Raw genomic sequence first — 12914 nt, 5'->3', positions numbered from 1 at the left:
TGTTACTTATGACGCGCCCGCAGATTATTAATAATCGTGCTTAAATCCAGCTCTTGATCCTGCAGCAGCACCATCAGGTGATACAGCAAGTCAGACGCTTCATTGGTCAGCTCATGGCGGTCATTCACCGTAGCAGCCAGCGCGGTTTCCACGCCTTCTTCACCGACTTTCTGCGCGATACGCTTTGTGCCGCTGGCATAGAGTTTCGCGGTATAAGAACTCTCAGGATCGGCGCTCTTACGCGAAGCCAGCAGCTGCTCCAGCTGATACAGGAACGCCCAATCTGGCGCAGCCGGTGAGAAGCAGCTTGAGGTGCCAAGGTGGCAGGTTGGCCCAATCGGGTTTGCCAGCACTAGCAGGGTGTCGTTATCACAATCCGGGGTGATGCTAGCGACCTGCAGAAAGTGACCGGAGGTTTCCCCCTTGGTCCACAAGCGGTTTTTGGTGCGAGAGAAGAAGGTGACGTTGCCTTCCGCCAGCGTCTTTTGCAGCGCTTCCTCATTCATATAACCGTGCATCAGCACTTCGCCAGAAACGTTATGCTGGACGATGACGGGCATCATGCCCGCGGTTTTGGCCCAATCCAGTTTGGCCAGTTGTTCTGCAGTTAACACGCGCGAATCTCCACACCGTTGTCGATCAGGAAGTTTTTCAACTCGCCGATATTGATAATTTGTTTGTGAAACACTGAAGCAGCCAGTGCACCATCGACGTTTGCCTGTTCAAAGGCTTCGAGGAAGTGTGGCATGGTGCCCGCGCCGCCAGAAGCGATCAGGGGCACCTTACACACGTCACGCACATTCTTCAGTTGCACCAGGTCGTAGCCGTTACGCACGCCATCCTGGTTCATCATATTCAGTACGATTTCACCCGCGCCCAGCTTTTGCACTTCCTGCACCCAATCGAGGGTTTCCCAGGTCGTAACCCGCGTACGGGATTCATCGCCGGTATATTGATTGACGTGATACTTGCCGGTGGCTTCATCGAACCAGGTATCAATACCCACCACGATGCACTGTACACCAAAGCGATCTGCCAGACGCGTGATCAGCGTCGGGTCAGCCAGCGCCGGGGAGTTGATGGAGATCTTATCCGCACCGAACTGCAGAATGCGCGCGGCATCCTCCTCACTCTTGATACCGCCCGCCACGCAGAATGGAATATCAATCACTTCTGCGACACGTGACACCCAGCTTTTATCCACCACACGGCCATCGGAAGAGGCGGTGATATCATAGAACACCAGCTCGTCAGCGCCTTCCTGCGCATAGCGCTGCGCCAGTGGCACGATATCGCCAATAATTTCGTGGTTGCGGAACTGCACGCCTTTCACCACTTGTCCGTCACGGACATCGAGACAAGGAATTATCCGTTTTGCCAGCATGCAATCGCCTCCGCTACGGTGAATTTATCTTCCAGTAAAGCACGACCGACAATCACGCCCTGTGCGCCACTGCCACGTAAGGCCGCGATGTCATCCAGCGAGCCGATGCCGCCGGAACTCTGGAACGCAATATCCGGGAAGGCATCAGACACTTCTTTATACAGCGCCACGTTGGAACCACTTAACGTGCCATCGCGGGAGATATCGGTGCACAGCACGTGCTTTAGGCCAACTGGTTGATACCAGCCAATCACTTCTTCCAGCGTTACGCCAGCCGCTTCCTGCCAGCCACTGATTGCCACTTCTTTGCGATTGTTGGCGTCAATGCGCACATCCAGCGCCAGTACAATGGCATCCGCGCCGAACTCGTTGAACCAGCTTTTCACTTCCTCTGGCTGTTTCACTGCCGTGGAGCCCACCACCACGCGAGTCGCGCCGGCCGCCAGCAAGGCTGCAACGTCTTCACGATTGCGGATGCCGCCACCGACCTGCACCGGTACATTCACGCCGCGCAGCAAGGTAGTGAGCAGAGGGATTTGGCGTTTAGCCGGATCTTTGGCGCCAGTGAGATCCACCAGGTGCAGCACTTCCGCGCCCTGACGTTCGTAATCCTGCAGGCGTGGCAGCGGATCGCTACCGTAGTCGCGCTGCTGACCGTAGTCGCCCTGATGCAGACGCACCACTTTGCCGTCGATTAAATCTAATGCGGGGATAATCATCACATCTCCAGGAAGTTTTTCAGCAACTGCGCGCCTGCTTTGCCAGAACGCTCCGGGTGAAACTGCACGCCGAAGAAATTATCTTTCTGCAACGCAGCGGTGAACGGATGGCCGTAATCGCACTGAGCGATGGTGGCGGCATTCACTGGCATGGCGTAGCTGTGCACAAAATAGAAGTAGCTGCCGTCCGGGATATTACGGAACAGGTGATTACCCGCCTGCGAGGTGATCTGGTTCCAGCCCATATGTGGCAAGGGCAAACCCTGGGTATCCATCAGCGAAACCGGTTCATCCACCAGACCCAGCGTGGTCACGCCGCCATTCTCATCGCTGCCGCGTCCCAGCAACTGCATACCGAGGCAAATGCCTAGCACCGGTTGGGTACAGGCTTTGATCAGATCGATCAGGTCACGCTCCTGCAACTGGTTCATGGCCGCTTGCGCGGTGCCCACGCCTGGCAACAACAGCTTCTCGGCGCGCAGCACCACATCCGGATCGCGGCTCACTTCTGGCGTGTAGCCGAGGCGCTCAATCGCCCACTTCACGGAGGAAAGGTTGGCGCACCCGGTATCGAGAATCACCACGTTCATCAAAGCACTCCTTTCGAACTCGGCAGGGTGTTGCCATCTACGCGAATTGCCTGGCGCAGGGTGCGGCCAAAGGCTTTAAACAGGCTTTCCACACGATGATGGTCGTTCTTGCCTTTGGTTTTCAGGTGCAGAGTGCTCATCATGGCGTAGGAGAGGGAGCTGAAGAAGTGCTCAACCATCTCGGTACTGAGATCGCCGACACGCTGATAGCTGAACTCGGCTTTAAACTCGATATGCGGACGACCAGAGATATCCAGTGCGCAGCGTGCCAGGCACTCGTCCATCGGCAGCACGAAGCCGAAACGGCCGATGCCTCGCTTGTCGCCCAGCGCTTTCAGCAGCGCTTCACCCAGCGCCAGACCGGTATCTTCCACGGTGTGGTGATCGTCGATGTAGAGATCGCCTTTCACGTCGATGTTCATGCGGAAGCCGCCGTGTACGGCAATCTGGTCCAGCATGTGGTCAAAGAAGCCGACACCGGTATTGATCTTGCTGCCGCCTTCGCGGTCCAGCCACACTTCGACTTTGATCTGCGTTTCTTTGGTGTTGCGTTGTACCAGCGCATGGCGGTCACGTTTGGTCAGACGTGCCTGGATCGCGTCCCAGTCAATACCTTCTGCACCGTAACGCAGGCCCTGAATGCCCATGTTCTCCGCCAGCTGGATATCGGTCAGGCGATCGCCAATCACGTAGCTGTTTGCGGTGTCCAGTGCGCCTTGTGCCAGCCAGGCTTCCACCATTTTGGTTTTCGGCTTGCGGCAATCGCAGTTATCTTCCGGCTTATGCGGGCAGATCAAGATGTCGCTGAAGTTCACGCCCTGCGAAGTCAGAATCTGCATCATCAGATTGTGTGGGCCATCAAAATCAGCCTGTGGGAAGCTGTCGGTGCCCAGGCCATCCTGATTGGTGATCATCACCAGCTGATAGCCGGCATTTTGCAGGGCCAGCAGCGCAGGGATGGCGTTCTTTTCAAACGCCAGCTTCTCCATGCGATCAACCTGAAAATCCGTTGGCGGCTCAGAGATGATGGTACCGTCGCGGTCGATAAAAAGGGTCTTCTGACTCATGCTTGCTCCACTGATAAGGCTTGCAGCGCGGCGATCAGGCGCTCGCACTCTTTACGGGTGCCGATGGAGATGCGCAGGCATCCCGCAAGGCCGGGGTTTTTGTTTTGGTCGCGCAGAATAATGCCTTGATCCCACAGCGTTTTAAACACTTTTGGCGAATCAGTGAAGCGCGCCAGAATGTAGTTGGTTTCGCTCGGGAACACCTGCTGCACCACGTTCAGCTGTGGCAGTTGTTCAAACAGCCATGCACGATTGGCGTTGAGTTCGGCGACATGCTTACGCATCAGCGCAATGCCTTCTTCGCTCAGCGCCTGTCCCGCGACATCAGCAACCGGGGTCGCCAGCGGGTAAGGCGCGATCACTTTCATCAACAGGTCGATCACGGGCTTGTTGGCCAGCGTAAAGCCACAGCGCAGGCCAGCCAGCGCAAAGGCTTTTGATAGCGTGCGCAGGATCACCAGATGTGGATATTCTTTCAACCAACCGGCGAGAGTCGCCTCCGGGCAAAACTCGATATAGGCTTCATCGGCGACCAGCAGTGCTTTACCGGCGGTCATCTCCAGCAGTTTACGGATATCGTCTTGATTGATCAGGTTGCCGGTCGGATTGTTCGGGCTGCACATGTAGACCACTTTCACGCCGTCTAACTGTTCGGCAATGGCGGGCAGATTGAGCTGCCAGTCATCCAATGCTGCCACGGTGCGATACTCGATGCCGATGGTTTCCGCGCTCACGCTGTACATGCCGTATGTCGGCGGGCAGAACAGAATCGCATCTTTGCCCGGCTCACAGAAGGCGCGCATTAACAGCTCAATGCCTTCATCAGCACCACGACTGACAATCACTTGCTCCGGCGATAAACCAGCAAAAGCCGCATAGCGCTCAATCACTAATTTCGGCTGGCATTCCGGGTAGCGGTTCAGCGTTTGCTGAGACAGCTCAAACGGCACCGGCAGTGGGAACTCGTTGGCGTTCAGCCACACATCACCGTTACCCCCCAAACGACGCGCAGATTGATACGGCGTCAACGCGCGCACATTGGCGCGGGCTAAATCTTCAATGCTCATGCTTGCTCCTTCAGCGCGGCAACACGCAGGGTAACGGCGTTTTTATGGGCTTCCAGCTGTTCAGCGGCGGCTAAGGTTTCAATGGTGGCAGCCAGATTGAGGAAGCCTTGCGGCGTCAACTCTTGCACCGTCATACGCTTCTGGAAATCGGCTAATCCCAGACTTGAACAGGTGGCGGTATAACCATAAGTCGGTAATACGTGATTGGTGCCTGAGGCGTAATCACCCGCTGATTCCGGAGACCAGTCACCGAGGAACACCGAACCGGCGCTGGTGATCGCATCCACCAGATCACGTGGCTGGCGCGTCTGAATAATCAGGTGCTCAGGACCGTACAGGTTGGAGATCTCCACACACTGCGCCAGATCGCGCAGCACTATCAGACGGCTACTCTCCAGCGCCTGACGTGCGGTGGCCGCGCGTGGCAACTGCGCGAGCTGTTCTTCCACCGCCTGGGCCACGCCTTCTGCCATTTTCAGCGAAGGGGTCAGTAAGATAACCTGTGAATCCGGGCCGTGTTCCGCTTGTGATAGCAGATCAGAAGCGACAAAAGCGGGCGTGGCACCTTCATCGGCAATCACCAGCACTTCAGAAGGACCTGCTGGCATATCAATGGCAGCGCCATCTAAACGCTGGCTCACCTGGCGTTTCGCTTCGGTGACGTAGGCGTTGCCAGGGCCAAAGATCTTTTCCACTTTTGGTACGGTTTCGGTGCCGAAGGCCAGCGCAGCAATCGCTTGCGCACCGCCTACCTGAAACACCTCTTTTACGCCGCACAGTTGCGCCGCATAAAGAATTTCATCGGCAATCGGCGGGGGCGAACAGAGCACCACACGACCACAACCGGCGATACGTGCTGGGGTTGCCAGCATTAATACCGTGGAGAACAGCGGGGCAGATCCGCCTGGAATATACAGCCCCACAGATTGCACAGGACGGGTAATCTGCTGGCAGCGCACGCCCGGCTGGGTCTCAATATCCACCGCGGGCAGAATCTGCGCGTTATGGAACGTTTCGATATTACCGACAGCGACTGCCATCGCCTGCTTCAGCGTATCGCTCAAACGATCGCTGGCGGCTTGCATCTCTGCTGGCGTGACGCGCAGGTTTTCCACCTGCGCTTTGTCGAAACGCGCGCTGAACTCGCGCAGCGCATCATCGCCTTGTTCTTTTACTTGCGTCAGCACATCGCGCACGATTTCGCTGATGCTCGCCGAAGCAGAAATTGCCGGGCGCATCAGCAGCGCTTGCTGCTGTTGTTCATCACACTGTTGCCAGTCAATCGGGGTCATGATTGTGCTCATGCTGTTACTCCAACATTTTTTCGATTGGCAGTACGAGGATCGAGCTGGCACCCAGCGCTTTCAGTTTTTCCATGGTTTCCCAGAACAGGGTTTCACTGCTCACCATGTGCATCGCCACGCGGCTCACTTCGCCTGCCAGTGGCAATACGGTTGGGCGCTCGGCACCTGGCAGCAGGGCGATCACTTCTTCCAGGCGCTCGCTTGGCGCGTGCAGCATGATGTACTTGGATTCGCGCGCTTTGATCACGCCCTGAATACGCGTCATCATTTTGTCGATCAGTTCTTGCTTGGCTGCTGGCAGCTCGCCATCGCGTTGAATCAGTACCGCTTTAGAACGGTAGATGACTTCCACTTCACGCAGGCCGTTGGCTTCAAGGGTGGCACCGGTCGATACCAGGTCGCAAATGGCATCGGCCAAACCCGCACGTGGCGCGACTTCCACCGAACCGTTCAGCAGGCAAGACTTAAAGGAGACGCCTTGCTTATCGAGATATTTCTTCAGCAGGTGCGGATAAGAGGTGGCAATACGTGAGTTCTGCAGGCACTGCGGGCCGGTATATTCCGCATCCACTGGCATCGCCAGCGACAGGCGGCAACCGCCGAAATCGAGACGACGCAGGGTGAAGTAGCGCGGGTCTTCGCCTTGTGCGCGGCGGTCCAGCAGCTCTTCTTCCAGTACGTTTTCACCGACGATGCCGAGATCCACCACGCCATCCATCACCAGGCCAGGGATATCGTCATCACGTACACGCAGGATATCGATAGGCATGTTCTCCGCAAACGCAATCAGACGCTGCTGCTGAAGGTTGATTTTGATACCGCAGCGGGCCAGCAGTTCGCGTGATTCATCACTTAAACGGCCAGATTTCTGCATAGCTATGCGAATACGGGTGTTATCTAACATGGTTCCTGTCCTCTTATTCAATCCTGTCTGAACTCAGTGGGGTTGCGTTCGCCCATAAAAAAACCCCCGGAAGATGATCTCCCGGGGGCTCTCTTTGCGTTCGCACCACTGGAAGACCCTAATCGTCTCCCAGCACACATCGCCTGAAAGACTAGTCAGGATGATGGTGATGATGGTGGTTGAACTGAACGCGTGTCATAGTAAATTCCGTTGCTGAATGAGTATTCATTTGCGTGCTGATTAACCTAACGAAGATAGCGGCGCTTGGCAACCCTTTTTTAACGTCAGTTCTCGGAACCTTCCGCAACAGTTTGCGCTGGTTTGCCATAATCGCTGGGACTAAGATGAAGTGTCTTAGCGCTGGAAAGCAGGAGTCGGTATGAAAAAAGTCGCGATTGTAGGTCTGGGATGGCTGGGTATGCCGCTGGCGATGGCGCTGACGGCGCGCGGCTGGCAGGTGACCGGCAGCAAAACCTCCCCCGATGGTGTGGATGCTGCGCGCCGCTGCGGTATTGAGGCATTTCAACTGGTGCTAACACCCGAGATTGAATGTGAAGCAGATGAGTTGGCCACGCTGATGGCGGTGGACGCGCTGGTGGTGACGTTACCCGCCAGCCGCACGGTTCAGGGCGGTGAAGATTATATGCAAGCCGTGCAGAACGTGGTTGACACGGCATTGGCGCATAAAGTGCCGCGCATCATTTTTACCAGCTCGTCGTCGGTGTACGGCACCGGTTCGGGCGTAATGAAAGAGAGCAGTGCACTGCAGCCAGAAAGCGTGGCGGGTAAAACGCTGGTGGAACTGGAAAACTGGCTGCACGATCTGCCGGGCACCAGCGTGGATATTGTGCGTTTGGCAGGGCTGGTCGGTCCCAATCGTCATCCGGGTCGATTCCTGGCCGGTAAAACCGGACTGGAGAATGGCGGTCACGCGGTGAATCTGGTGCATCTCGATGATGTGGTGGATGCGATTGTGCTGCTGCTGCAAACGCCTAAAGGGGGGCGGGTGTATAACCTATGTGCCTCGAAACACCCGGCACGTGATGATTTTTATCCGTTTGTTTCGAAGCAGCTGGGGCTGGTGGCACCAACGTTCGTTGCTGAGCCGGAGCGGTCGGCGGGGAAGGTGGTGGATGGGGCGAAGATATGCAACGAGTTGGGATTTGAGTATAGCTACGATGACCCGATGAAGATGCCATTGGAGTAGAGCAATCATGAGCGTCGTAAAGATACGGCGCTGTATAAAATTGATGTTTGTAAACTTTTTGTCTCAGAAATGAATGTCATTTTATAAATAAATTTTTTATTTAAGGGGTTATCACTATGATTTGAATGATGATAAAAATATTTCTCTTTGAGTTTGCTAAAGAATTTTTTTGGGATTAATGCTCATTAATTTCAAAAAAGTTATATTAAGGTTCTTAGTTGAGTGATTTTTTATCTTCATCTTATGTTGGTGATGATTAATATAAGTTGATGTCGTATCCATAAACTTAATACCAAGTTCTTTTATCTGAATATTTTAATTATTATGACTACTTAACCCATCCTGTAGGATGGGTCTAAGAAAAAGTAAGTTCTTATTTATTATAATCACTAAGTTTGTTTGAAAGTTTAATAATTACCACTCCATCAACTAATGCAACTGCATCTCTATTAGGCCATGCGGGAAGCGACTCGCCCATCAATCTTGATTTTTCTACTTGAGTAGTATCAGGTGATTTTAAATCTGCAATATTGGCTGCCGATAAATATTTATACATTCGCTGGTTGTTCCCCCCATCCCATTCGAAGAAAGATGCGCCAAATACATCAGCGGTCGGTATTCTCCATGAATTAAATGGCGTGAAACTGCCATAGAAAAATACCGGGGTTTTTGACAGGTCAATGGAGGGGTATTTTAGATAAATGGTATTAATTAATTGACTTGAAAGTTGATTATCTGCTTGCCTTGCCATGTAATCACTGTAGAAAAGCTTGTTAGATGCAGAGGCCCCAACAGCAAGGAGAATAACTGAAACATATAATGCCGAAATATTATAATTATAGAATACGACGGCAATGATGAAAATCCCAGCAAAAACAACAGGTATTTGGGTCATTGCTCTTGGAGGCAACCCTGTACCAATAGCAAGATTTAAAAGAAAGGCTGATAAAAGCACAGCTATTGATGCAAAAATTATGAGGGTGGTACTTTTTCTTTTTAAAATTGCTCCAACAATGATCGCCATGAGAGGAATAACTACTAATGGGAATGAGTTCATTCCGAATGCTGCATTAAAAGTAAAGTATGATCTAATGAAAGAGAATAAATTATTAATCACTTGATTTAAATCTGACTTACCCCATCCAACTATTGCAGATAGATAGCCTGAAATCATCACATTATAGTGGGAAGCAACTAATTTAGACAATGCAGCATCTAACATAAGCGCTGCTAAAGTTAAGGTGGAAAAAAGAACAACTTTTTTTAGAGCTACGTTAAACGTCATTTCAGATTTGATTGCAGAAACTGCAATCCATACACACAATAATGAAGCGGCGAAAAGGAATATAGACTGGTAAATTGATAGCGACACGATCGTAAGAATTATAAATGTAATACAGCCTTTTAGCGATCCCTTGTTAAGTGATACGAGTGAAGCAACCGAGCAAAACATAGATATTGCGATTGTGTCTGATTGATTACTAAATTCCAATTGATATGCCATCTGTGGAATGGCTGCTAACGCAATTGCAAACGACATTGATTGCAGTCTTGATAGCATCAAATATTTCGCGGAAAGAGCCGATGTAGCTGATAAAATTATGATCGCAAGCATTAAGGTGAAGAATGGAACATATGGCTCAGGTAGTATGTAGTGTCGCAGCAGGGCGTGGCCCCAGCGGCCAGCAGATAATGTCTGGGCGAAGTTATCCATTGGTTCTTCATCAATGGATAAAGTAAAATGAGTGAGTTCAAAACCATAAACAATAATGTATGAAATCATAGCTGTAATGAATGTGTACATTGTTGTTTTATTTTTAATTAAGTATTTTTCCATTTCCTATCAATGTCTCATTTTAAAGTTTTTGCTTTTGATAAATACATTTTGTTCAAGTTAACCTTTTAAAGTACAAAGATTTTTATCATTTTTTTGTTATGATATACCTCGGTCTTTTTTTGCTCTCAATGTAAATTCTGCCTATATACTCGCCTAATACACCAATACCAATTAGCTGAACACCACCCAAGAAAAGCATTGAAACCATAAGGGAAGGATATCCTTTAACAGGATTCCCCCAAAAAATAGTATCAATTAGCATCCAGGCCCCATATATAAATGAAATGGCTGCAACAATAAGCCCAATGTAAGTCCAAACTCGAAGAGGGAAGGTCGAAAACGAGGTAATCCCCTCTAACGCCAGATTCCACAACTTCCAACCATTAAATTTCGTTGTACCTGCGACACGGTCAGCGCGCGCATATTCCACGATATCGGTTTTACCGCCCACCCAACTCAAAATGCCTTTCATAAAGAGGTTGCGCTCTTGCAGCAATTTTATGTTTTCTACTACTTCACGCGACATCAAACGAAAATCGCCCACATTCTCTTCAATTTCCGGTGAGCTAATCTTGTTGTGAAGTTTGTAGAACCACTCGGCCGTTTTGCGTTTCAGGTGGGAGTCCGTACTGCGGTCAACGCGTTTAGCAAGAACGATATCCGCACCTTGTTGCCATTTTTCGAGCATCTCGGGGATGACTTCAATTGGGTCCTGCAAATCGACATCAATCGGGATAACTGCGTCACCGCTAGCCGCTTCAAGCCCGGCGAAAAGCGCCGGTTCTTTACCGAAGTTGCGGGTAAACGAAATATGTCTGACCAATTCATCATCGGCCTCGATTTCATTAAGAATGGCTTCAGTCCGATCAGTGCTGCCGTCATTGATAAACACCAACTCCACCTGATGAGTTTGGAACGATGCAAACTCACGTACTGCTCGGTAGAAGAGAGGAATAGCTTCCTCTTCATTAAGCACTGGGACAATCAAAGAAAATTTCATTAACTCTTCCTAAACACGAAAAACTTCGAATAGGCGAAGCCGCAAACAAGACTGAGTGCAGAGAAGAAAATCAGTGTCACTATAGGGCTAATATGCAGGCGGTCTGCTGTCCATCCGACCGAAAGCGCCATCGCGCCCATGAAAAAGATATAGAGAAAATATCGGGCAGTCGTCGCTTCGGCGTTAAAGGTCCATTTTGCGTTAGCGAAGAAGGAAAACGTCACCGCAACGCAAAAGGCCGCAAGGTTAGACGTAGATTGGTTCGCGCCACTCGCGAAGAGTGCGCCAAATACTGCCCAATGGATGAGGGTGTTAATCACCCCGACAGATGTATATCTGGCAAACAACCGCAGCATTGCATAACCCTAAAAATTAAAGTGCCTGATCCTCGCATTCCCTTAGCGTTATAGCAAGTTTTGGTAAAGGAACGTTGGTGAAACGTAAAGTGGGCAGGTTATGTCAGGGAGAGGTTTTATGTTGGGCATGGGGAATGAAGATTGCTGAAGTTTTTAAAAATATACACCCTTGTTTAAAAAGGGAGCTGTGCTCCCTTTTCATTAAACCCCCAACCGATCCCTTAACGCATACCACACTGCGCCCATTGCCGTCAGTGGCACTTTAAACCGTCTCCCTCCTGGAAACGGCAAATGTGGCAATTTCGCAAACGCATCAAACCTTTCTGCCTGTCCGCGCAGCACCTCGGCAATCAGCCTTCCCGACAAGTGGGTACAGGTCACACCATGTCCGCTATCCCCCTGCATAAAGAACGCATTCTTCTCGATTTGCCCAAACTGCGGCATACGTGACAGCGTCAGCAGGAAGTTACCGCTCCAGCGATGGCTGAATTTCACATCTTTCAGTTGAGGGAAAGTGCGTAACAACTTAGGGCGGATCAATGCTTCAATATCATCCGGCTCGCGGGCGCCATACACCACACCGCCGCCGTACAGCAGGCGGTTATCGGCGGTGAGGCGGAAGTAATCCAGCAGATAATTACAATCTTCGACGCAGTGATTGTTCGGCAATAAACCCAACGCCTGGTCGCGGCTTAATGGCTCGGTGGTGAGGATTTGCGAGCCACACGGCATGCTTTTACGGCTCAGGCGCGGTTCCAGTTGTGAGGGGAGATAAGCATTACCGGCAAAAATCACAAAGGTGGCAGTGACTTCACCTTTAGCGGTCTTTACCCGATGCGGCTCGCCATACTTTACTTCCAGTGCCGCAGATTGTTCATAGATGCGCCCACCGTGACGGCGAATCGCTTCCGCTTCACCCAGTGCCAGGTTTAACGGATGCAGATGCCCGCCGCGCTTATCCAGCAAGCCGCCGACATAGCGATCGGTCGCCACTTCGCGACGAATCGCGCGCTCATCCAGCAGCTCCAGATTATGGTTACCATAGCGCTCCCAGTTGGCTTTTTGGCTGCGCAAGTGGCCCATCTGACGCTGATTCAACGCGGCAAAAATGCCGCCAGGACGGTAATCACAGGCGATAGCATAACGGTCGATGCGATCGCGAATAATCTCCGCGCCCTCAAACATCATATTGCCCAGCATCTTCGCCACGTCTTTGCCGTAGCGTTGTTCAATTACATCCACATCGCGGCTGTAAGAATTCACTACCTGGCCCCCGTTACGACCGCTGGCTCCGAAACCAATCTTTGCCGCTTCGAGTAGCACCACGTCATAACCGGCTTCGGTCAAAAACAGCGCCGAGGAGAGGCCGGTAAATCCGCCGCCAATAATACAGACATCACACTGCACCGATTCCTGCAGTTCGGGCCACGGCTCATGCGCATTCGCGGTTGCGGCGTAATAACTTCCCACATGTTGCAT

14 protein-coding genes and 1 other annotated feature are annotated in these 12914 nt (G+C 51.7%); of the genes, 1 reads left to right on the top strand and 13 read right to left on the bottom strand.

Features of this window, described 5'->3' with window-relative positions; genetic code table 11:
* Positions 1 to 2: 2 nt before the first annotated feature.
* From hisIE to hisL, 9 genes are all read right to left on the bottom strand, one after another.
* The gene (gene hisIE / locus QMZ65_RS20235; RefSeq protein ID WP_034824749.1) at positions 3 to 614 is read right to left on the bottom strand and encodes a bifunctional phosphoribosyl-AMP cyclohydrolase/phosphoribosyl-ATP diphosphatase HisIE; all 612 of its coding nucleotides are present in this window, start codon (positions 612 to 614) and stop codon (positions 3 to 5) included.
* The gene (gene hisF / locus QMZ65_RS20230) at positions 608 to 1384 is read right to left on the bottom strand and encodes an imidazole glycerol phosphate synthase subunit HisF (protein WP_283216574.1); all 777 of its coding nucleotides are present in this window, start codon (positions 1382 to 1384) and stop codon (positions 608 to 610) included. The genes hisIE and hisF overlap by 7 nt, the downstream gene beginning before the upstream one ends.
* The gene (hisA, locus tag QMZ65_RS20225; RefSeq protein ID WP_045815223.1) at positions 1366 to 2103 is read right to left on the bottom strand and encodes a 1-(5-phosphoribosyl)-5-[(5-phosphoribosylamino)methylideneamino]imidazole-4-carboxamide isomerase; all 738 of its coding nucleotides are present in this window, start codon (positions 2101 to 2103) and stop codon (positions 1366 to 1368) included. The genes hisF and hisA overlap by 19 nt, the downstream gene beginning before the upstream one ends.
* A complete protein-coding gene (gene hisH, locus QMZ65_RS20220; RefSeq protein WP_283216573.1) occupies positions 2103 to 2693 on the bottom strand; it encodes an imidazole glycerol phosphate synthase subunit HisH in 591 nt (196 codons plus the stop codon). Before hisH ends, hisA begins: the two co-directional genes overlap by 1 nt.
* Positions 2693 to 3760 carry a bifunctional histidinol-phosphatase/imidazoleglycerol-phosphate dehydratase HisB gene (gene hisB, locus QMZ65_RS20215; protein WP_097116671.1) on the bottom strand — a complete coding sequence of 356 codons (1068 nt, stop codon included), beginning with the start codon at positions 3758 to 3760 and terminating at the stop codon, positions 2693 to 2695. The genes hisH and hisB overlap by 1 nt, the downstream gene beginning before the upstream one ends.
* The gene (hisC, locus tag QMZ65_RS20210; RefSeq protein WP_283216572.1) at positions 3757 to 4827 is read right to left on the bottom strand and encodes a histidinol-phosphate transaminase; all 1071 of its coding nucleotides are present in this window, start codon (positions 4825 to 4827) and stop codon (positions 3757 to 3759) included. The genes hisB and hisC overlap by 4 nt, the downstream gene beginning before the upstream one ends.
* Positions 4824 to 6131: a histidinol dehydrogenase gene (hisD, locus tag QMZ65_RS20205; RefSeq protein WP_283216571.1), complete on the bottom strand. Its 1308-nt coding sequence runs from the start codon at positions 6129 to 6131 to the stop codon at positions 4824 to 4826. The genes hisC and hisD overlap by 4 nt, the downstream gene beginning before the upstream one ends.
* A 4-nt stretch (positions 6132 to 6135) precedes the next feature.
* Positions 6136 to 7035, bottom strand: coding sequence for an ATP phosphoribosyltransferase (gene hisG / locus QMZ65_RS20200; RefSeq protein WP_034824735.1), 900 nt, complete (start codon positions 7033 to 7035; stop codon positions 6136 to 6138).
* 54 nt (positions 7036 to 7089) lie between these two features.
* Positions 7090 to 7211 (bottom strand) — a sequence feature (His leader region).
* Complete coding sequence (gene hisL / locus QMZ65_RS20195) at positions 7187 to 7234, bottom strand: his operon leader peptide (RefSeq protein WP_100396937.1); 48 nt, start codon at positions 7232 to 7234, stop codon at positions 7187 to 7189. It overlaps the preceding feature by 25 nt.
* A 180-nt stretch (positions 7235 to 7414) precedes the next feature.
* On the opposite strand from hisL, the gene QMZ65_RS20190 reads away from it, so the two are divergent.
* Positions 7415 to 8242 (top strand): SDR family oxidoreductase, encoded by an 828-nt coding sequence (locus QMZ65_RS20190; RefSeq protein ID WP_097116674.1) that lies wholly within the window; start codon positions 7415 to 7417, stop codon positions 8240 to 8242.
* Between the two features lie 373 nt (positions 8243 to 8615).
* On the opposite strand, the gene QMZ65_RS20185 is transcribed toward QMZ65_RS20190, so the two are convergent.
* The 4 genes from QMZ65_RS20185 to QMZ65_RS20170 all read right to left on the bottom strand — a co-directional run bounded on the left by QMZ65_RS20185 (position 8616) and on the right by QMZ65_RS20170 (position 12914).
* A complete protein-coding gene (locus QMZ65_RS20185) occupies positions 8616 to 10079 on the bottom strand; it encodes a glucosyltransferase domain-containing protein (RefSeq protein WP_097116675.1) in 1464 nt (487 codons plus the stop codon).
* A gap of 85 nt (positions 10080 to 10164) precedes the next feature.
* The gene (locus QMZ65_RS20180; protein WP_097116676.1) at positions 10165 to 11079 is read right to left on the bottom strand and encodes a glycosyltransferase family 2 protein; all 915 of its coding nucleotides are present in this window, start codon (positions 11077 to 11079) and stop codon (positions 10165 to 10167) included.
* Positions 11079 to 11435 (bottom strand): GtrA family protein, encoded by a 357-nt coding sequence (locus QMZ65_RS20175; protein WP_084935105.1) that lies wholly within the window; start codon positions 11433 to 11435, stop codon positions 11079 to 11081. The genes QMZ65_RS20180 and QMZ65_RS20175 overlap by 1 nt, the downstream gene beginning before the upstream one ends.
* 201 nt (positions 11436 to 11636) lie before the next feature.
* A complete protein-coding gene (locus QMZ65_RS20170; RefSeq protein WP_097116677.1) occupies positions 11637 to 12914 on the bottom strand; it encodes an NAD(P)/FAD-dependent oxidoreductase in 1278 nt (425 codons plus the stop codon).

The sequence above is a fragment of the Pantoea sp. EABMAA-21 genome (genome assembly GCF_030053335.1).
Lineage (GTDB): Bacteria > Pseudomonadota > Gammaproteobacteria > Enterobacterales > Enterobacteriaceae > Pantoea > Pantoea communis.
This window is presented reverse-complemented; position numbering and strand designations above follow the sequence as displayed.